Annotated in this window: 16 protein-coding genes; 10 read left to right on the top strand and 6 right to left on the bottom strand. The window is 42.2% G+C overall.

Annotated features, from left to right (window positions below):
- Positions 1 to 18 precede the first annotated feature (18 nt).
- The 7 genes from CHJ_RS17235 to nhaD all read left to right on the top strand — a co-directional run bounded on the left by CHJ_RS17235 (position 19) and on the right by nhaD (position 9,421).
- The gene (locus CHJ_RS17235; RefSeq protein WP_317918419.1) at positions 19 to 1,488 is read left to right on the top strand and encodes a lactate dehydrogenase; all 1,470 of its coding nucleotides are present in this window, start codon (positions 19 to 21) and stop codon (positions 1,486 to 1,488) included.
- A gap of 141 nt (positions 1,489 to 1,629) precedes the next feature.
- Positions 1,630 to 3,111, top strand: a complete 1,482-nt coding sequence (locus tag CHJ_RS17240; RefSeq protein ID WP_171753307.1) for a hypothetical protein — start codon at positions 1,630 to 1,632, stop codon at positions 3,109 to 3,111.
- Entirely contained in the window at positions 3,104 to 4,687 is a 1,584-nt protein-coding gene (locus CHJ_RS17245; RefSeq protein WP_171753308.1) for a sensor domain-containing diguanylate cyclase, read from the top strand. Before CHJ_RS17240 ends, CHJ_RS17245 begins: the two co-directional genes overlap by 8 nt.
- A 208-nt stretch (positions 4,688 to 4,895) precedes the next feature.
- The gene (locus tag CHJ_RS17250) at positions 4,896 to 5,282 is read left to right on the top strand and encodes a DUF3302 domain-containing protein (protein WP_317918420.1); all 387 of its coding nucleotides are present in this window, start codon (positions 4,896 to 4,898) and stop codon (positions 5,280 to 5,282) included.
- Positions 5,282 to 6,412, top strand: a complete 1,131-nt coding sequence (locus tag CHJ_RS17255; RefSeq protein WP_171753310.1) for an HlyD family secretion protein — start codon at positions 5,282 to 5,284, stop codon at positions 6,410 to 6,412. The genes CHJ_RS17250 and CHJ_RS17255 overlap by 1 nt, the downstream gene beginning before the upstream one ends.
- A 234-nt stretch (positions 6,413 to 6,646) precedes the next feature.
- Positions 6,647 to 7,669: a GGDEF domain-containing protein gene (locus CHJ_RS17260; protein WP_317918421.1), complete on the top strand. Its 1,023-nt coding sequence runs from the start codon at positions 6,647 to 6,649 to the stop codon at positions 7,667 to 7,669.
- A gap of 309 nt (positions 7,670 to 7,978) precedes the next feature.
- Positions 7,979 to 9,421, top strand: a complete 1,443-nt coding sequence (nhaD, locus tag CHJ_RS17265) for a sodium:proton antiporter NhaD (protein ID WP_171753312.1) — start codon at positions 7,979 to 7,981, stop codon at positions 9,419 to 9,421.
- A gap of 77 nt (positions 9,422 to 9,498) precedes the next feature.
- Here the strand turns inward: nhaD and CHJ_RS17270 are convergent, their stop codons facing one another.
- Positions 9,499 to 9,750, bottom strand: a complete 252-nt coding sequence (locus CHJ_RS17270) for a DUF3081 domain-containing protein (RefSeq protein ID WP_171753313.1) — start codon at positions 9,748 to 9,750, stop codon at positions 9,499 to 9,501.
- A gap of 291 nt (positions 9,751 to 10,041) precedes the next feature.
- Here CHJ_RS17270 and CHJ_RS17275 point away from each other — a divergent pair, with 291 nt between their 5' ends.
- A complete protein-coding gene (locus tag CHJ_RS17275) occupies positions 10,042 to 10,899 on the top strand; it encodes a glycerol kinase (protein ID WP_317919205.1) in 858 nt (285 codons plus the stop codon).
- Between the two features lie 103 nt (positions 10,900 to 11,002).
- On the opposite strand, the gene CHJ_RS17280 is transcribed toward CHJ_RS17275, so the two are convergent.
- A complete protein-coding gene (locus tag CHJ_RS17280; RefSeq protein WP_171753315.1) occupies positions 11,003 to 11,359 on the bottom strand; it encodes a YibL family ribosome-associated protein in 357 nt (118 codons plus the stop codon).
- A 272-nt stretch (positions 11,360 to 11,631) separates the two neighbouring features.
- On the opposite strand from CHJ_RS17280, the gene CHJ_RS17285 reads away from it, so the two are divergent.
- On the top strand, positions 11,632 to 13,296 hold the full coding sequence (locus CHJ_RS17285) for a methyl-accepting chemotaxis protein (RefSeq protein WP_317918422.1): 1,665 nt from the start codon (positions 11,632 to 11,634) through the stop codon (positions 13,294 to 13,296).
- Between the two features lie 721 nt (positions 13,297 to 14,017).
- Here the strand turns inward: CHJ_RS17285 and putP are convergent.
- The 4 genes from putP to CHJ_RS17305 all read right to left on the bottom strand — a co-directional run bounded on the left by putP (position 14,018) and on the right by CHJ_RS17305 (position 20,417).
- Positions 14,018 to 15,511, bottom strand: a complete 1,494-nt coding sequence (gene putP, locus CHJ_RS17290; protein WP_171753317.1) for a sodium/proline symporter PutP — start codon at positions 15,509 to 15,511, stop codon at positions 14,018 to 14,020.
- Positions 15,512 to 15,576: 65 nt separating this feature from the next.
- Positions 15,577 to 16,266: a 1-pyrroline-5-carboxylate dehydrogenase gene (locus CHJ_RS17295; RefSeq protein WP_317918423.1), complete on the bottom strand. Its 690-nt coding sequence runs from the start codon at positions 16,264 to 16,266 to the stop codon at positions 15,577 to 15,579.
- Positions 16,266 to 19,394 carry a bifunctional proline dehydrogenase/L-glutamate gamma-semialdehyde dehydrogenase PutA gene (gene putA, locus CHJ_RS17300; RefSeq protein ID WP_317918424.1) on the bottom strand — a complete coding sequence of 1,043 codons (3,129 nt, stop codon included), beginning with the start codon at positions 19,392 to 19,394 and terminating at the stop codon, positions 16,266 to 16,268. Before putA ends, CHJ_RS17295 begins: the two co-directional genes overlap by 1 nt.
- 174 nt (positions 19,395 to 19,568) lie before the next feature.
- Positions 19,569 to 20,417: a helix-turn-helix domain-containing protein gene (locus CHJ_RS17305; RefSeq protein ID WP_411861571.1), complete on the bottom strand. Its 849-nt coding sequence runs from the start codon at positions 20,415 to 20,417 to the stop codon at positions 19,569 to 19,571.
- A gap of 302 nt (positions 20,418 to 20,719) precedes the next feature.
- Here CHJ_RS17305 and CHJ_RS17310 point away from each other — a divergent pair, with 302 nt between their 5' ends.
- The gene (locus CHJ_RS17310) at positions 20,720 to 21,820 is read left to right on the top strand and encodes a PEGA domain-containing protein (RefSeq protein ID WP_171753320.1); all 1,101 of its coding nucleotides are present in this window, start codon (positions 20,720 to 20,722) and stop codon (positions 21,818 to 21,820) included.
- The last annotated feature ends 30 nt before the right edge of the window (positions 21,821 to 21,850 follow it).

Here is a 21,850-nt window from a genome sequence, read left to right on the forward strand (position 1 = left end):
ATTCCCGAGGGGGCGATCGTGTCAAATGGCAAATTGCCGAAGGACGTAGATGGATTACAACTCAACTTTTGTAAAACATTGGCGTGTGACAACTTTGGATTGAGCGATGCAGAACGTTATGTTCTTCAACACGTAAACCCTAAGCGTCCAGCGATGGTCTGCCGAGAGTGTGGTGCTTTCCCCCCCTTACTTAACAACCAAGAAGTTATAAACGAACTACATCGTTTACGTCGCGTCCATAGCGACGGTCTACCAACTTGTCGCAATACTGAGTGTGACAATTTTGGCCTATCGGTTCATACCCATAAAAACCTATACCATGCATTTGGTTACAGTGGTGATCGCCAGAGATATCGCTGCAAAAAATGCCAATCCACCTTTGTGGATAAATGGTCTGGTGCGAACAAAAAACTCAACTTTCAAGAAAACCTATTAGGATTGCTTTTTATGAGCTTCTCGGTACGAGAAGTGTGTCGAAAACTAGAGATCAATCCCAAGACGTTTTACGATCACGTCGATCATATCGCCAGTCGCTGCCGTCGTAAGCTTGCCATGTTTGATGCCCGCTGGGTTAACCATGCTCATCATTATCATTTGGCTTCACACTTTATGCCGCTGCAGCCAAAAAGTAATAACGGGGTGCTATGGTTCGCTACTGGTGAAGCAAACTCCGGCTATATCTTGTCGCAACATATCAATTACTCTATTGATGAAGAGGCGCAAGGTTCTCTCGATCATGACCCCTACCAAACCCCATCACGCTATGTTTCACGTCATTATCAGCCTGAAGCAAACAATGATATTTCGGTACAATCGTCCGATTTAAGAGAAAGAATTGACGAGAAATACCAAGTTATTCTCGCCAGAGGAAATGTTGAAGATCCTATGGGTAATATGACCAGCTTTAATTACCCATCTAAAGGCGCATTGATCCGAGCACCTTATACCTCATACGCCCATTTTCTGCATGTACTAGAAATGTGCGATATTGATAAACAGGTATCCATCTATTTACCTCAAGATCCCGTCTTACGTTCAGCGGCTTTAACTATCTGCTTGCCTAGAATTAAACGTCAAAATATTGACCTAATGTATGTCGAAGAAGATGCGGGTTGGGACAATAGTCAATTACCTGAAAAAGTTGATATTGTTCATATGGGATGGTGGAAAGATCGTTGGGCTATTTCTGAGCAACAAAATGTCAGCAAAGGCATCTGCTATCTAGCAGGCAATAACTCTTCTACAAAGCAGTGGTTACAGCAGGCAAGCGTACAAAACACCAAATTCTACCAAGATCGTTTTCAGCTCCTTTTCGGCAGCTTTATTAACGAACCTCGCCGAAAACTCAGACCAAGCGGAATCCTTCCTATGTTGGATATATTTCGAGCTTGGCACAATTTATGCTACCAAGATAAAGATGGGCTTACTCCGGCGCAGAGCTTAGGGTTAACAGACCAACCACTTACGCTAAAACAGCTATTGTCATAACGGATAATCCCACAGACTTTGTGAGTCGACACTAACTTTTATTGCTCTATATTCAATTTAGCTAATTATAGTTGGTGCTCTCAACGAAACTATTCATATAATGAATTGTTTGTTTATATGTCAACATCATGGACTTAGCCTTTGGACAAAGCTCACACATTACTCGAAAATGAATTAGAGCAGCTCGCTTCCCGTTATGAAGTGGAGCCTGAAACTGTTTTGGTTATTGCCAAGCAATGTTTAGGTAAAGCCGACCAAATACTTTATCCCGAAGGCGGAATTAAAGCCTGCATTATTATGTCTCGCTGTTACTGGCATATGATGGATTACTCTCAAGGGTTAAAATCCATCAAAGAAGCTCTAATTCGCCTCAACCGGTTAGACACCGATCTTTTTCTTCCTGAGATTTTGCATGTTCATGCGATGCAGTTTTGGGGACAAGCAAAATACTATTCCGCACAACAATTTTGGATCAATGCCCTTGAACAAGCTGCGCTTGTTGGCGAAACCATTATTGAAATTGAATGTTTGATTGGCCTTGGTAATGTTTGGCGTGTCACTCAGCAGCACAAATTGGCGATGTCCACACACAGCTTGGCCGTCAATGTTGCCAATAATGCCCGTATCGATTGGCTAGAAGGTAAAGCGAGTATCTACCTTGCTAAAGACTATTATCTTCTCAATAACTACATTGAAATGTACTCCACGTTAGACAGCGCAGAAGAAGTACTAAAACATAATTCCCATAAACAGTGGAAAGCGGAGATATGGGATCTTCGAGGTTTAGCATTACTCGGTTTAGAGCGTCTAGATGACGCTGAGATTGCCACCGTTAAAGCGTATAACCTGGCGATTGATAACGACCTGACTTGGATTAAGACACAAGCATTTATTAGCCGAGCTCGGTTAGAGCTTATCCGCAACAACCTTGATAATGCCAAACAATTTTTAAGTGATGCGGAAGCTGCGGCAAAGACATTTAACGATGATGACCTACTGTCTCAAATCTGTTTCCAACAGTCAGCAGTGGCAGAAAAACAGGGCAACTTTGAAGGCGCACTCAAAGCCTTTAAAAAATACCGTCATCATTCGATTACCCAATTGAAAGAACAGACTAACAGATTAAGCCTAGATAAAGCACGAGCTTCAAAACGTCAACTTGATCAACGCGCCCGTAAGCTGATTAACCGCATTCGTCGCCAAGTAGAATTTCATCACGGCGATATTGGTTACTCTAACCTTGTTTCTGAAACCTATTGGTGGGAACAGTTGGTTCTGTTCAAGAGTGAATTAACGGCATCTACACATGCTGTTATCTTGATTAAACATGCCAATCCAGCCTATTTAGAGGTCTGTTTGGAGCTCTCTCAATGCTTATGTAATAGGGAAGATTTAATTTCGCGTATAAGTGAAGATAGAGTGGGACTGTTGGTGGCGGTTAAAGATGAAAAAGCCAAACAGTTATACCAATTTATCAATCAAACGCTTAACAACTACCCATGGGAAAGACGTGGCTTAGCACAAGATAGACCGCTGGTTGAACTGCACGATATTCTTACTTTCCCATTTACTCTAGAGCAACTCGATGAGTTAAATCAACACGTGGATAGCGAACATGGATAAACTTCTCAGTAAAGTATCTGATGCGGGTCTCGACCCTTCTTCGGTTTCTGGAGAAGAAGCCATTATATTCTGGGATCACATACTGCAACACATTGCCACTTCACAGCGTGAGAAGGCATATTGTTACCTCATCAGTGCCGAATACCGCAGCCAACTAAACCAAAACAGCCAGTCCATCGATGAACTTAAAAAAGCGTTGGATTTACTTATACTGCCGGACAACGTAGAAGAGATTATTACTATACGTAGTAGCTTAAGCGCCCGACTGGTGGAGTCAGGACTCTACACCGAGGCGCTACAAGAGTTCGTTGATCTCTCTTCTTTAGCGGTAGAGTACAGCTTAATTGATGAATACGCCCAAGCGGTACTAGGTATGGGGAGTCTTTGCGATGCCTACGGTGACCATGCGAAAGCACTGCGCTACTATCAAAAAATTGACGGTATTGATCACGCTTTAACCAGCCGTTCTCTACGTCTCAACTACAAGTTAAATATGGTGGCGTGTCTCATCTCTTTAAATAGAGTGAATGCAGCCAGAGAACTGTTAGCTGAGTGCGAAGAGTTGAGTATTCTGGTCAGTGACAAAATTCTGGCAGGACAAATTGTTCTCTATCAAGCGCAGTTAGAACGACGAGAGAAAAATTACCATCAAGCATTAGTGACCCTGACCAAAACCCACTATTTGGTCAACCGCCACCACGCTTATTGGCTTGCAAATATGCTGCGCTTAGAGCAAGCAAGAAACCTAACTGAAATTGGTAAAGTTGAGCTCGCCAGTATTATTTTGCAGAGCACGACTAAGAAAATCCGTACCACTTCATCACCACTGCTGTTACAAAAACTGTACGACTCATTAAGCCGTGTGTTTATGAATCAAGGTCAGTTTCAGCAGGCTCTTACCTTTGAAAAAATGGGTTACAGAGTCTCAACGGATCTGATCAAGAGCATTCCTATTAGTGACCTCGGCGCTCATCAATTACGTAGGCTTTCTAGATTTGAGTTACAACTTAAACTCATTATGTCTGAGCAAGAGAACAAAGAGCTAAAAGAGACCACAGAAAATCAAAAAGATACCGTGGCCAAACTGCAACAAGATGTCTTCACCGATCCTTTAACCTCACTACACAACCGTCGTTGGATGGAGGTGAAGCTAAAAGATCTGCTGCTGCATGATACGCCTTTTGCTTTCTTGGTTATCGATATTGACCACTTTAAATCCATCAATGACGAGCTTAGCCACTTGGTAGGAGATAAGGCGATTGTTAATGTCTCCCAAGAGCTGAAATCTCACTTCAAATTCAAAGGCGCATCCTGTGTCCGATTTGGTGGGGAAGAGTTCTTAGTGATACTGGAAAATGCCAACCTCGATCGAGCTCAAATGCACGCCGAACACTATCGGGAACGTATTTATCAATATGGCTGGAAAGAGGTGCTTGGTGAACGTGGATTAACCGTAAGTATTGGCGTAACAATGCATATGGACGGTGAAAATACTCAGCGTACTTTCTACCGGGCAGATAAAGCCTTATATCGCGCCAAAGCCAACGGACGAAATCAAGTCTGCGTTGAAGAGTAACGTTTCCCTATTCAGCTAAACAGCATTGAAAAGAACAACCGACACCACTCGTGCGGCAGACGACTTTATACCACTTGGCTATATTGTTTGCTAAACTGAAAATCATGGTTCGATTTAACGTGCTGTTTTAACATCACTCTTTCACCTTTATTTGTGAAATTGTCTTTGCTTTAGCGCACGCCCATCTACTTTAAGCAAGGATATGCTTATGTTTCTAGATTACGTTGCGCTTGGCCTTCTCATCTTTGTCGCACTGGTTATGTTTTATGGCATCATTGTTATACATGACATCCCATATGAAATATCTAAAGAACGCAATCACCCTCACCAAGACGCCATTCATGTTGCTGGATGGGTCAGCTTATTTACTTTACATGTATTGTGGCCATTTCTTTGGATTTGGGCGACTCTTTGGCGTTCAGACAGAGGTTGGGGGTTTCATAAGTTAGAAGAAGAACAGCTGGATACAAACCATAAAATCACACTACTTTCAGAGCAAGTTTTGCAGTTGGAAAAAGAGGTGAACGCGTTAAAGTATCAGGTCAGCAAGCCATCAGATAACCATGCTGAACCTTCAACAGAAGGAGACGCATAATGGAAACATTACTTGTCTTAACCTACACCGCGTTTTGTGTCGCCATTTTCAAAGTTTTTAAGATACCACTAAACAAATGGACGGTTCCTACCGCCGTACTTGGGGGAGTAGCTCTGGTTGGCTCAATGGTGCTTGTGATGAACTATAACCACCCTTTTACCCATATTGGTGGACAGATCTTTAACACCACTCCTATCGTCAGTAGTGTTAGGGGGAAAGTGGTTGAGGTTAATGTCGTTGCTAACCAGCCTTTAAAAAAGGGAGAGGTACTTTTCAAAATAGATCCCACCCCATTCGAAGCAGAAGTGGTCAACAGAACAGCGGCACTGGTTGCCTCGCAACAAAATGTATTACAGCTTGAGTCCGTTTATAAAGCCGCACAAGCTACCGCAATTAAAGCAACCGCGGAGAGAGACAAAGCTCAGCGAGAATATCAAAGGTACCAAAAAGGCTTTTCTAGAGGGGCATTTACTGAACAACAAGTCGATACCAAACAACAAAGTTACAAAGCCGCACAAGCCTCTTTGGAAGCAGCGCTTGCTAATCAAAATCAAGCTGAATTGGCGTATACATCAGAAATTAATGGTGAAAACACCTCTGTTGCTCGTGCCAAAGCGGCACTTACACAAGCGCAGTTCAACTTAGACGAAACTACCGTTTATGCGCCTACAGACGGTTACGTTTCTCAATTGGCTTTAAGACCTGGGATGATGGCGGTTCCTTTGCCTTTGGCCCCAGTGATGACCTTTGTTCATACCGAAGACAAGTACTATGTGGGCGCATTTAGACAAAATGCCTCCCAGCGACTTAAACCTGGATTTGAGGCGGATTTCATCTTTCGTGCATTACCCGGTAAAACGTTTAAAGGAGAAGTGGTCGAGTTAATTCCAGCCATCGCAGAAGGACAAATACAAGCACGAGGAACCTTATTAGGAACCAACGCGCTTAACACTCAAGGTCGACTGATGGTTAAGTTACGCATCCTCGATGATATCTCATCATTTAACTTACCACTGGGTAGCGCAGCTGAAATCGCAGTGTACTCTCCGCATTTTGAACATGTTTCTGTCATGAGAAAAATACTTATTCGAATGAAAAGCTGGCAAAACTACCTTTATGTCGATCATTAATGCGACTAAGTAGTGAGCGAAAATGATGTTTCTAACGGCAGCCATGGCTGCCGTTGTTTAAAGCACCAGCAATCGGCTGCAAAAAAGGTCGCGAAAGGCCAACAGACCCTAGCAGTACCGAGCCAAATCAAAAAATATGCAAATTAATTGAAAACTAATAGGAAACTCTAGAATAAATTCGCTACCATTAAACAAGCACATAAAAAAACCATACACATAGACTCTGGTTACGTAATGACAAACGAAGATTTTCAGAAAGCAGCAGAAAACTTACGCAAAGCTGTTCCCCTAATGATAAAAAATCAGGTGCCAACGACGCCTGAAAATTATGCATTGTGGTACACCTACGTTGCAGAAACTCAACCTGAACTGAATCAAGAACTCAACAATATTATCGAAGAGTATGGTTTGTGCCTGCCTAGTCATAGCGAAGGTTTATACAAAACCTACATAGCAAGCCAAACCGAAGCAGATGTTCAGGAACTACGAAATAATCTCGAGATCCTGATAAACGAAATTTTCATGTCAATGAAAGACACGTTGGCAGACACAAGTACTTTTCAGAACAATATTGAAAAAAGTCTCACCAATTTAGAAGCCATGGAAGAAGAAGGCATCACGTTTGATGAGCTGCTTTCACTGGTAAGAGGCTTTGTTGCACAATCAAAAGAGATTAAACACTCAACACAGTATTTTAATAACCAGCTAAGTACCGCCAGTGAAGAGATTTCAACGCTGAAGAAAGAGTTGGAAAAAGTGCAGCGTGATGCTCTGTACGATAGTTTATCTAGCTTATTAAACCGAGGAGCTTTTGATAGAGATATCGCTTCGTTTTGCAGCTCTGGTGAGTCCCACCCACTCTGTTTGATTTTAATTGATATCGATAGATTTAAAAATTTAAATGATCAGTATGGCCATGTATTTGGAGATATGGTGATCAAAGCTATCGCAAGAAGACTTCAGTTACACTGCCGAGATGGCATCGCAGCCTATCGTTACGGTGGCGAAGAGTTTGCATTGTTGGTTCCCAATAAATCACTTCGTATTGCTCGCCAATTTGCCGAAACAGTACGTCGCTCCATTGAAAAAATTTCCGTTAAAGATAAGCGCTCAGGAAAACAGGTAGAAAATATTTCAGCCTCTTTGGGTGTCGCTGAGTTTGTTGAGGAACAGAACCCTATTGCTCTTATTGATAGTGCCGATAAGCAACTATATAAAGCGAAGAGCTTAGGTCGAAATCGCGTCATGCCTTTATAGAACAACGCAACTTGATAGTTAATTAACGAGCGGCCTGCCGCTCGTTTTTATTTTCCCTTTCGTTTTTTTTGCGTCAGATGCCCCATAAACCGATCATCAATTTTACAAATTATCAACAAATCTGCTCTACTATTAGCCAACAAGATAATAATGACCCGTTTAAAATGCGCCCACCGAGCGTCAATGCCGCTGTCTGTTTACTAACATTTAAGCAAAGATATTAGCGTTACTTGGTGTAGTTCACACAACTTATAAATCGGGTTTACTAAAATAATGTTAAACGTCTATTTTCGAAGGATTGAAAATTACATGAAACTAACACGCTGTTTTTTAGCAATATTACTCAGTTTATTCTCTACTACCGTTTTTTCCTCAACCATTGACAATCTGCCCATCCCCGGACTGACTCAATCTACTATTGGTTACGCTTCTTTATTGGTCTTTACCCTGGCATACGGACTCGTTATGGCAGAAGAGTACCTCCAGTTAAGAAAGTCCAAACCGGTACTATTGGCTGCCGGCATTATTTGGATAATGATTGGCTATGTATACCAGCAACATGGTCAGACAGAAGTCGCCAAACAAGCTATCGAACACAATTTATTAGAATATGCAGAACTGTTGCTCTTCTTGCTGGTGGCAATGACTTACATCAGTGCTATGGAAGAGAGGCGAATCTTCGACTGTCTTAGAGCTTGGATGGTCGGTAAAGGGTTTAACCTTCGTTCACTATTTTGGATTACCGGCATTCTTTCATTTTTTATCTCTCCTATTGCTGACAATCTAACCACGGCACTATTGATGTGTGCGGTAGTTCTCAAGGTAGGAGGCAATAACGCCAAGTTTATTAATTTAGCCTGCATCAATATTGTTGTAGCGGCAAATGCGGGTGGGGCTTTCAGTCCATTTGGAGATATTACAACGCTAATGGTTTGGCAGGCAGGCTTAGTCTCATTTTCTCAATTTCTCTCCCTATTCGTGCCCTCTGTTGCTAACTATATTGTGCCAGCGATTATTATGTCGTTCTTTGTACCAAAAACTCAGCCAGAAGCCATACATGAGTACGTAGAAATGAAACGCGGTGGTAAGCGCATTATAGGGTTGTTTTTGTTAACCATCGCCACAGCGGTCTGTTTCCACGGCTACCTGCACTTCCCACCGGTTATCGGCATGATGATGGGATTGGCCTACTTGCAGTTTTTCGGCTTTTTCTTGCGCAAAACATTACCCGCATCTATTGCTCGCAAAAGAGCAAAAGCTGTTGCCGCACACGATGAAGCGGCACTAAAACGATTAGGGTCTATCATACCTTTTGATGTGTTTAGACGAGTCTCTCACGCGGAGTGGGATACCTTACTGTTCTTCTACGGCGTCGTTATGTGCGTAGGGGGGTTGAGTTTACTTGGCTATTTAAATCTAGTCTCTGAAGTGATGTACACACAATGGGATCCTATCTGGGCGAATATCGTTGTTGGTGTCCTTTCTGCCATTGTCGATAACATTCCGGTGATGTTTGCGGTACTCACTATGCAACCAGAGATGTCATTAGGTAACTGGCTACTGGTGACCTTAACGGCAGGTGTAGGGGGTAGCTTGCTCTCTATCGGTTCAGCCGCCGGAGTGGCATTGATGGGCGCAGCTCACGGCAAATACACCTTCTTTGGCCACCTAAAATGGATGCCAGTGATTGCGCTAGGTTACGCGCTCAGTATCGTTGTCCATCTGCTATTGAATCAGACGGCTTTTTTGTAGCGACAGTTCTTCCTTTCACAACGGAACATAAGTACTCATTCAATTAAGCTGGTACAGCCATAAAAAGTAGAGGTCGGTTATTTACTTAACGCCTCTACTTTTTTTAGAAAGCTATCCCGCAGATGTTCTTGGTCATACTCAAGGTGATAGGTGTTATGAAAACCCACCGTTAGCTCCACACCATTGCCACGCATAAACACATTGTAGCCATCATAATCTGAGCACGCTTCTACACCTTCGTAGATCTTACCAAACTCTGTCGGTGTACCGTTATCCATCACCATTTCATAGGCTTTAAGGACTTTGCTTGGATCCAGTTCATTCTTCATAATAGGTACCTTAGATGTATACTCTCACTATAAGTATGGTAACTATTAGCCAGTTGGCAAATGTAGCCTGACCATTGTTAAACGGAAAATGGTTAAGTTACTCAAGTAGCATCAAGGATGCGTGCTCAGGGAAGATTGCGAAATTCAATATAATCTGTGCTAGATTGGCGGTTAGGGTCAAATGCTCATACCGCTAGCACACTTGTTCAGAGTCCCTTACAAGCAACGTTTGTGAATGAATAGTCACCATATGCAATAGACTTCCGTATGAATAACAAAGAGCAAAACTCAATGACGGACAAAATTTCCACCACAGCATTAGCAAAGCAGAAAAACACCGATTCAAAATCTCTGTTTAATCAACTCAATCAGTTGGGCTACATTGTTCGTCATAATGATAAGTGGCAACTGACCAATACAGGACTACGCTTTGGTGGTGAATATGTCGACCACAAAGAGTTTGGCTCCTTTATTGTTTGGCCAAGTAATTTGTTAATTGATACAAGCATCAGCGCAGGAGTGCGGTTAACTGCAACTCAAATTGGCGATAAATTGGGGTTAAATGCTAAAAAAATCAATCAAATACTCAATGAACTGGGGTGGATGAATAAAGAAGAGGATGGCTGGCACTTAACAGATCTTGGCGTACAGGCAGGGGGAGAACCAAGAGAGCCCAAAAACGCCTCAAGCCAGTTTATTGTTTGGCATGACACCATTTTGCGTGACAAAAATTTTCGTCGTTCAGTCAGCGAATTTCTTGGTACAGATTCAGACACTGTATCCACAGATAAGTCATTTTCTAGTTTCCAGCAAAAATTCTCAGCGAAGCACCGAACTTCAGATGGTCATTATGTTTGTACTAAAGAAGAGATGCTCATCGATAACTGGTTATATATGGCGGGGTTAGTGCATGCTTACCAACGAAAACTCCCCATTGAAGAAGAGTTATACTGTAATTTTTATTTACCCTCTGGCCGTGTCTACATTCAACTATGGGACAAAACACAAACAGAGATAAGTAGAGAAGCGGTTTTAGCCATCTATCATCGCTATAACTTCAATATTATTGAACTAGAAAAGCATGATACAGACAACCTAGATAATATATTACCGAGCGCACTACGAACGTTTGGTGTTAAGGCATATTAATAAAAACTGAGCTGAGAGAGGGCTTCCTGCCCTATTTCACCTATTCGCCAGTGTCTCTCATCACGCTTATTGGTTTAGATTACCCAAGCTAAGATAAATAGAGTTAAAACGATTTTTCCGCGAAGCCTGTTACCACTTCTATCCGCAGTTCTTTACCCAGTTTAGTTAAAGGGTGAACCACAACCAATCCTTTTACTCTCTTTTTCAACTTACCTAAATCTGCTTGCTCTTCTTTAGTTAACGCTCTTTGGAACGCCATATCGGACAAGTTTTTGCGATCTTTATTTAGCTCATACTGCTGTTTGTGCTTTAGCTGATTGCGCTTTTTGGTTAGAGACTCAATCTCTTTTTCAAACTGACTAATAATAGCTCTGTCGTTTCTCGACATTGCTGCCGCCAACTTGCGCTGGTACTTGTCCAGACGATTATTAATCTGTTGAATCTCTTTGCTTATACTCATTATTTTTCACCTTATCAATTTGCCCCACATATCTACCATCAATTGCCAATAATTAACACTAATAATTGCAAATAACTGCAATAGCCATTGAATAAATTGCAAAATCGCTCAGCGCACTCGATTCCGACCTCCACTCACAAAAACAGTAAAGATCTTATTGAAAATGCCGATACATATACATGCGATTAGTATAATGTACTAATTTTATAATCATTGTTTATTTATTGACTAAACTGATAATAAGATAACAAGTTAACTGTAGGTAAGATGTAATGAATTTAACAATAAAAGCAAGGCTCTATATTTTAGCCATACTCCCCCTACTGATTATTGCTGTAGGTACTATGTATTTCACTAATGCCGAGTTAAAAAGCTTAAACAATGCGCATATGAACTCGTCTCGTGACGGTATGATGCAGTCCAAGAAAGACGAGCTTAAATCTTATCTTGATATCGTTGATACTGTATTAACTCCTTTAAAAGCATCGAACGCTTCAAAAGAGAAAGTGATTGCTGAACTGGCAAACATCAAGTTTGGTGCCAACGGTTATATCTTTGGGTATGACTCACAAGGGGTTCGTGTATTGCTGGGGCAAAGTGATAGTGGTATCGGCAACAATTATTGGACACTTAAAGATGTAAACGGCTTTCTGTTGATTCAAGATATTGTTAAACAAGGTAAAAATGGCGGCGGCTATACTACCTATTACTTCCCTAAACCGGGCGAGGATGAGCCTTCACCTAAACTTGCTTACTCCATCTATTTGTCTCAATGGGATATTGTTGTCGGTACCGGTTTTTATATCGATGATGTAGAAACCACCCTATCAGCGATGGAAGCGGAATCGCGCTCTCTTGCAGATGGTGCGTTAGTTACTATCGCCATTGCTACCTTAGTTATTGTTATTATTGTTGCGATCTTTGCGGTAATCGTTAACCAAAGCATTATTCGTCCATTGAACGCTTTTGACCGCTCAATCGCTTCATTCGCTTCCGGTGATGCCGATCTAACTGCGCGTATGGAGGAGTTTTCTGTTCCTGAATTTACTAAGCTGGGGCACAACTTTAATCAGTTTGTAGCCAGCCTACAGTCTATTATCAAGAACGTCTCTCAAGTGAGTAGCGAAGTGGCCAATGAGACCACCAATATGTCAAGTAGAGCAGGTCAAGTAGACGGATTAGCATCTCAGCAACGAGAAGAGACTGAGCAAGTTGCGACAGCGATGACAGAGATGACCACCACTGCGCATGAGATATCTAGCAATGCCACTCAAGCCGCAGAATCTGCCAAAGATGCTGAAGACAACTCTTCGGACGCTATGCGAATTGTTAACGCCGCGGCAAGCTCTGTTGAAGCACTTGCCGGTGATGTAGAGCAAGCCAACGAAGTGGTGTCACAGCTAGAAGGTGATGTTCAAAACATTTCCACCTCTCTTGAAGTGATTCAAGACATTGCAGAGCAAACCAACTTACTTGCTTTGAATGCAGCGATTGAAGCCGCTCGTGCCGGAGAGCAAGGGCGTGGATTTGCCGTTGTAGCAGATGAAGTTCGTAAACTGGCCAGCCGGACTCAAGAGAGCACTCTTGAAATTCATAAGATGATCGAACAGTTGAAAGCGGCGTCAGACGCGGCGGTAAGCACAATGGATAAGAGTAAGTCCCGTAGTGTTCAAACCGTAGAAGAAGCAAACGCAGCAGCAACCGCTCTGGTTCAAATTCAAGAATCAATTAACGTGATTATGGATATGAACTCACTCATCGCAACCGCAACAGAAGAACAAAGCCAAGTAGGCAAAGAGATATCTGAAAGAATTGTGGTTATTTCTGATAAGAGTAGCGAATCTGCTGAGTTGGCAAATGAGAACCGTAATGGCAGTCAACAACTGAACAGTAAAGCTCAAGAGTTATCTGAGCTGGTAGGTCGCTTTACAGTGTAAACCCGTATTAAGGAGTGTCTGAAAAGGCACTCCTTACATTCTCTTTTGCCGTTTCGACCCTTCAGCTCTTTTCCCTTTACTTCACTAAATCTCACATCGTCATTGGCTATTAGGCTGGCACGCTTATTCTATCTAACACATCTATCCGTCTCTATTCGACCATTAACAATGGATTAGCAGTAATACGTTTTTGATAGCCTAAATGTAAAAAATCCAGATATAAATATCTGGATTTTAAAAGAGAGAATAATAAATAATAGTGTTTTTAAACGACGCCGATCTGAGTAGAGGTCGTCATTGGTTTCACGGGAGCTTCCTGCTTTATGTTCTGAGAGTTGCAACCTCGGCAAAAATACCTAGGTTCCATATCATAGTAATGATTCCCTTTGGCCACGTGACTGAAAAACTGACTGAATTTTTGCACAATTGAACTAGGAACGTCTTGGCGTCGGCACATAAGTGACTTATGTGGTGTCATCTTTTTACAATTGTCGCAAAATATATCTGGCATAAGAAATCCCTTATCACTCACTACACTATTTAGACGATTTGTCGAAAATCTGGCCAATAATAATATGATTTACATAAAAGTCTGCTATCGATCCCAAATAACCCAATAAAACTTTAACACTATTTTTCAAATATCCGAGTAACCTCACAAAAAAAGGGTGCGGCTTGCGCCAACACCCTAATTTATAAGACAGTTTCTTTGACAGAACTATCAGTCTAATTCAACAAGCAGTTTCTCATACTTCTTATGTTGTTCTGCCACTTTAGTATCAACATCTTTAGAAAGTAAGCTAATGCCAACAATTGCAATGGTAGAGAAAATGATTCCCGGTACGATTTCGTAAACGTCGAACCAACCACCAGAGAGTTGTTTCCAAACAACAATGGTAATACCACCGACCACAATACCCGCTAAAGCACCGTTACGGGTCATACGTGACCAGTACAGACTCAACAGGATTGCAGGGCCAAATGCCGCACCAAACCCAGCCCATGCATAAGAAACCAATCCTAGAACTGAACTGTCAGGATTAATCGCTAGTACCAAGGCAAAAATAGAGATCAGTACCACACCGATACGACCAATCTTAACCACCTCTTCTGATGATGCATCAGGTCTAAAGACTTGTTTATAGAAATCCTCAGCCAACGCAGACGAAGAGACCAGAAGCTGAGAATCAGCCGTACTCATGATTGCAGCCAGAATCGCCGCTAACAAGATACCGGCGATAACTGGGTGGAACATCGCGTTAACCAGCACCATAAAGATCTTCTCACCATCAGCAAGTTGACCACCTTGAGTATTGGTTACGTAAACTAAACCGACCAAACCGACTAGCATCGCACCTGCCATAGAAAGTGCAGACCAGATTACCGCGATACGACGTGCGGTTGCTAAATCTTTGTTGCTTCTTGACGCTTTAAAACGAGCCAATATATGAGGTTGACCAAAATAGCCTAGTCCCCACGCCACTAAAGAGATAATGGCAATAGCAGACAATGGTTCACCTTTTGAATCATCCCAAAATGTCATCAAATCAGGGTTGATAGCAATAAGATCAGATTCTAGTTGGCTAAAGCCTCCATTCATAGCAGCAATTGGTACTATCATTAGCGCCGCAGCCATTAATAGACCTTGCACTAAATCCGTCCAAGATACCGCTAAAAAGCCACCAAATAAGGTATAGGAAACCACACATACTGCGCCAATAATCACCGCAATGCTGTAGTCTAAGCCAAACACTGTTTCGAACAATTTACCGCCTGCAACTAGACCAGAACTGGTATAGAAAAGGAAGAACAACAATATGAAGAAAGCAGAGATTGTTTGAATTAGCTTAGAGTTGTCATTAAATCGACGAGCTAAAAATTCAGGAATGGTTAGCGAGTCTGTAGCGATACTGTACGTTCTTAAACGCTTAGCACTAAATAACCAGTTAGCCCATGTTCCAATTAGCAATCCACCAGCTAACCAAAATGCTTCAATACCTGCCGCATAAGCGTAACCAGGAAGTCCAAGTAATAGCCAACCACTCATATCCGACGCACCAGCAGATAACGCTGAAGGCCATGGACCTAGTGAACGGCCACCAAGAAAATAATCACTAGAACTCGACGTCCTTAAAAATGCGACATATCCAATTGCCAGCATCATGATTAGATAAGCAACAAACGTTGCTGTAATAGCAAAGCTATTCTCGATCATTAAAAATATCCTCTATATTTATCATTTTCCTTTCCCCAAATCCTTTGAGGAAAGGAATATATGGCTTAGTGCCCATCACTACCCAATTCGAGCAGAGTGGCATTTCCACCTACCGCAGTAATATTAATGGTGCGGGTACGTTCCGTAATAAAACGAAGCACCAACTTAGGGTCTTGAGATTGCGGTAATGCCTCAAGATCCGTTTCAGAAACCAGCGCAGTAATTGCACCAGAACGTAATGCAAGCTTCTTGTTATAACCAAGAACATCTTGCTCACTACCAACAAAGGCAAAGTTACGAATATCTTCTTCCAGCAAATCATTTCCGCATTCTAAAGAAACACATTGCACTAAGTTAGTTGGTAAATTTGCTTGATCTAATGCCGTCGACAGAGTCTCAAGTAAAGAGGGGTTGTCGCAGCAAACAATAGTACTGTTTCCCGCGGCCAACATCGCAGCAAGCAGAGCGCCGACCGCTTTCTCACTATTTTCGTGCTCAGAATCAACAACCAATACCGCAACGCCTCGACCTGCGGTATACAGTTCATTTGTCTCCCCGGTAGGACCGGGCAAGTTATGTACATAACCTACTGTTTGCTTACTGCACACCATCTGATATTGAAATGCATCTTGAAAGCCACCTTTCAATTTGGATTCCAGAGAAAGTAAATACTCACTTTTTTCATCAAATGACAAAAGATTCCACTCTTCCCATACAGAAAAAGCGTTAGAGAAATAAGGTTTAGTCATGCTCATTACGCTTGTCCTCTTTGATAACTAGCTTGAGTAAATCTATACAGATAGTGTGGTCCGCCTGCTTTTGGCCCGGTACCAGATAAACCCTGTCCACCGAATGGTTGAACACCTACAACAGCACCAACTTGGTCTCGGTTGATATAGCAGTTACCAACTCGGGCTGTTTTTTCGATCTGACGGTAGGTCGTTTCGTTTCGGCTATGAACGCCCATTGTTAACCCATAACCAGTGCGATTAATTTGCTCGATCACATCAGGTAATTGTGAAGCTTTGAATCTCACGATGTGCAATACCGGCCCAAAATGCTCTTGCTCAAGAACCGAAATATCACTTATTTCAAATGCCGTTGGTGGAACAAAGTCCCCCTTCTGACACTCTTCATCTAGCGGCAATGTTTTTATTAATGTCTGACTTGAACTCATCTGTTCAATATGAGCCAGCAACCTCTGCTTTGCAGCCTTGTCAATGACTGGCCCAACATCGGTTTTATGCAAATAAGGTAAACCAACCGATAACTCACTCATTGCCCCATCAATTAAAGCGATAATTCTTTCTGCAATGTCTTCTTGTACAAAAAGAACTCGAAGAGCAGAACATCGTTGGCCGGCAGAGGCAAATGCAGAGCGAATAACATCTCGAACAACCTGTTCAGGTAAGGCAGTGCTGTCAACAATCATGGCGTTTTGCCCGCCTGTTTCAGCAATAAATGGCACAGGAGCTGCGTTACGCTCAGCGAGAGATCGATTTACTCGATGAGCAGTCTCGGTTGAGCCGGTAAATGCCACACCAGCAATGGAAGGATGAGAAGTTAATGCCGCGCCAATCTCTGCTCCTTTACCCGGCAGCAATTGCACTACACCGTCAGGGAATTTCGCTTGCTTAATTAGCTCGAACACTCGAGCGGCAATTAAACAGGTCTGTTCAGCAGGTTTAGCGATAACCGTATTGCCAGCCATCAATGCTGCACTTATCTGTCCAAGGAAAATCGCCAATGGGAAGTTCCAAGGGCTAATGCAAACAAAGACACCTCTGCCCTGTCGCGTAACACGGTAAGAACCACCAGAAAAGCCTTGAATATCTTGGCTGGCAAATAGCTCGCTCTGGCTAGCGTAGTATCGACAAAAGTCCACCGCTTCTCGAACTTCGTCAATACCATCATGAATTGTTTTTCCAGCCTCTTTATGGCAAATCGCCACAAATTCCGCCAGATTTTCCTCCAGTAAGTCGGCCAAAGTGTTGAGATAATGACTTCTCTCATCAGCCGGCAGCCCTTGCCAGTCACCGAAAGCATGCTCTGCGACGTCAATTGCTTCGGAAACATGATCAAGGCGAGCAAACATGACATTTCCCACCTCGATGCTTCTGTCATACGGAGCAGTAATGCGTTCGGCTGTCTGCTCTTGCTTGATCATGCTTTGGTAGAGTGGCTGACCATTTATTACAGGGCCAGCGGTCCAGATACGCTCTAAGTGAGTGTTTACTTCTGTTTCAAAGCTTTCTAACTCACTATCTATATCGACATTGATGCCATAGGAGTTTTTTCGGTCTGAAAAGATATCAAGAGGTAACGGGATCTTATTATTATGCAGCGATTCACAATTGAGCAGCATGTCAACTGGGTGCTCAGTTAGAGTCTCGACAGGACATCTAGCATCCACCAATCGATGGACAAACGAGCTGTTTGCACCATTCTCAAGTAATCGACGCACAAGATACGGAAGCAAATCTTTATGGTTACCAACCGGCGCATAGATACGAACATTGGCTTTATAGGCTTCCATGGCATGGTTATATAAAGACTCTCCCATACCATGTAGACGCTGGAACTCGAAATCATTATGGCTGCTCATTACCGCGATGGAGGTAACGGTTTGAGCATTGTGGCTAGCAAATTGAGGATAGATGTTGCCACGAACCGACTGGCTTAATAGAAACCTTGCACAAGCAAGATAAGCGACATCTGTCGCCTCTTTACGAGTAAAGACCGAATAGTTGTGGTAACCGCTCTGTTGCGCCCACTTGATTTCACTATCCCAGTAAGCGCCTTTCACTAAGCGTAAAGGGATCAAATCCCCCTGCTGTTTCGCTAATGCCGTCAGCCATACCAACACAGGTAATGCTCGTTTTGAATACGACTGCACTACCAAACCAAATTTTCCCCAGCCTTTTATTTCTGGGCTTTGATAAAGCTTTTTAAATAGACGTAAAGAGAGTTCAAGTCTATCCATCTCTTCGGCATCTATAGTAATCGCAACATCTAACTCTCTTGCTCTCTTGGCTAGACCAATCAAAGTGGCATACAGCTCAGACATCACTCTCTGCTCATTCGCCACTTCATACCGAGGATGCAATGCGGAGAGTTTTATTGAAATCGACGAGGTCGCAAGATCTTTGTCGCGATTCTGGCTGCCTATCGCTTCAATAGCAGTAAGGTAGTCGCGATAGTATTTTTTTGCATCAGCCGTCGTCAGCGCCGCTTCACCCAACATATCAAAAGAGTAGTCATAGCCTTTTTCTTGCTGAGAACTGCCGTTCTTCTGTGCTTCTTCAATGGTGCGTCCGAGAACAAACTGGTGCCCCATTATTTTCATCGCTTGGTGCATCGCTTGACGAATAACTGGCTCGGACATCTTATTTACTAAGCGAGACACCGCTTGGTTAGGGGTGGGTTTTTCTTGATCTGAAAGACCGACAACTTTCCCCGTTAACATTAATCCCCACGTAGAGGCATTGACAAAAACAGAGTCTGAATTTTTTAAATGAGATTTCCAATCCGCGACACTTAACTTATCTCGAATAAGCGCGTCGGCAGTTGCACTATCAGGAATACGCATTAACGCTTCAGCTAAGCACATTAACAAGATACCTTCTTGAGTATCTAGGCTATATTCCAGAAGCAAGGCATCTATCATTTGGATAGATTTTTTATCTGCTCGAATAGATTGAATTAGACTGGTGGTCTTTTTTTCAATTTCAGTCTTTTCCATTACCGAAGGTGTAGCTAATGGAATAAGTTGATTTAACCATTTCGATTCATCGACCATATACAATGGCGAGATCAGTGACCAAAGCTCATTGAGAGGCTTCTCAATAAAGTCTGGTCTAAGCACATCTGATGCTGTGAACATGCGTTTTCCTCAATCTCAATTCCTGATCAATTCAGGATTCCCTTACAATGGCGAGCAGTGTATTTTGAGCCTGAGAAGGATAGTTGTCAAAAACTCCTGTTTTTTTGTGAAAAACTTGGTTTTGTAACAATTTTCAAACAATATCACGCAATAGTTTTAATATGGATTAACGTTTTATTTCGAAAAATAACGTTTTTTATACTGAGAAGGGGATAAACCTTGAAGGCGAGAAAAAGCGTGGGTAAACGTACTTTGACCTGTAAATCCGGTTAAATCGGCGATATGGCTTAAACTCAATTTACCTTGTTCGATGAGCGTTTTCGCCATATCAATTCTTTTGGTCAATACATACTGATGGGGCGTAATACCCGATTGTTCTTTAAATAGAGTATGAAACTGGCTCTCACCCAAGAAAACACTTCCCGCCAGTTGTAAAACGGAAATCTTCTTACTGATGTGGGTTTCAATATAACGGTCAATAACGTCCAAATCGATTCTCTGCTCTCGACAATCAGAAGAGAATGAAGAGATATGGCGGTGCAGTAACGCCAAAATAGTGTCATTACAGGCACGACTAAGCAGCAGATCATCAGGACTGGTTTGCATCTCCATCACTAACATCTGAATTAACTGACGAATTTGAGAATCTAACTGAAAATAGATATCGGTATGAGCGAGCTCATTTAATTTGGTTAACAGCAATGGACTATCATCGGTCACTTGTGGCAGGTTCAGTACCAAAATGTCTGAAGAACCAATCACACCACCAAAAGCGTGATCGGTAAAGGCAGTCACAACACAACCTTGCCCCGGTCCAATCAAGTTCCCTACACCACTTACATCAAACTCAGCTTGCCCTTTTAAACCAATCACAATTTGTGTGTAACTGTGATCATGACAATCCATATGTGATGGCAAAGTAATCAACTCAGCGGGTTTGGGTAGCAATACGCCATTTATCGTCGATTGTTTTGTTGCAGCCATAAGCGGTGATAAACCATAGTTTAGGAAAAACAGAACCATTTTACTTCTGCTTGTCTATTGGAGTCAAAAAGCGGCTAAGGTGTTAAAAGTAAACGGAACAATGATCAAGTGCACATAAATTACGGTCAATGCTTGCCCAATTACCTCGATAAGCGTTAATTGGTATCTTAATGAAATTTGTTTCTCTACAGCTCAAAATGAGATATTTTTTTCAAACTTAAATGGTGAATGATGGTATGCTCACTGTTTAAAATTTTTGTCACTCTATCTTTTTACTGAGTGATTCACGGATTATTAATATAATTCTTTGAGTATCAAATAAAATATTATTGCAGGGACCTATGATCACAAGCCGTATCCCAGCGCTTTTGCTTGCGCTAACTCCCTTTTGGTCGACTGCATCATTTGCAACTGAGGAAGTACAACAGATCGATCCTGTTGTTGCAATTGATGAGAAGATTGATCAAAAGAAGGCCGATATAGACGCAGTGAATCAAGAATATGATTCTGAATCGGCGAATCTAAAACAGCTTCAACTGGACGCAACTAACTTAACAAGGCAAGGGGCGGAATTGGAAGCAAAACGCAACCGTTCTAAAGCGGCTCTTGATAAGCAGTTTTCTCGTCTTCTTGATGATCCAGAAACCGATTTATCCAGCTTTCAAGATGAATATCGTTCATCGTGGGAGTCCGTTAAAGAGAACCAAGCGAACCAGTTAAGCATTAGTCAGCAAATTACCGAGAGTGAAGTTCGTCTCTCACAGACTAAGCAAAAGAAAGCACGTTTTTCTAATGAGTATGAGAACTTAAAAGAGTCTCATATTGAAGCAAGAGTGAAACGTATTGCTGCGGAGCTTCGTGAAAGTAGCGTACTAGAAACCAGTTACACCACAACATGTTCGACAACCATGACGTTGGGTGAGTGTGCTAACCAAGGCAAATATCTCACCAAACAGAAAGCGGTTAAAACCTTTAAAGGTAATCTGTTGTCTAGCTTAACTGAAGCGACATTGGCAAAACAGAACTTGGACGGTGTTCAACTGAACATTCACGTACAAGAAAGCCAGCTTATTAAGAGTGGCTTCTCTGGTAGCAATGCATTCCACACACAAATGCAAGCACAATTACAAGCCAAACCCGAAGCGGTTGCCGCATGTAAATTGCTAAGTGTTGAATCTCGCTACTGCTTAAAAGGCAAATCGACTGCAAAATCGAAAAATGATAAGCAGTGGGCAAACGTCACTGTTCGCTCGGATCAATATAATGACTCAGTCACTATCAATGGTGTTAAGTACGGAAGTACACCGGTAGAAATCGTTCTTCCTGCAGGTCGTCACCAAGTAACTGTTTCAAAAGAAGGTTATGAAACCTATAACCGAGTTATCTCAATTAACGGTAACGATACAGTTTGGGTGAAACTTCTTCCAAGCAAAGAAAGCTAAGAAATCACTCAGAAACGCTTTGAATTTTCT

The organism is Vibrio sp. MACH09 (assembly GCF_033238805.1).
In the GTDB taxonomy this organism is placed as follows: domain Bacteria; phylum Pseudomonadota; class Gammaproteobacteria; order Enterobacterales; family Vibrionaceae; genus Vibrio.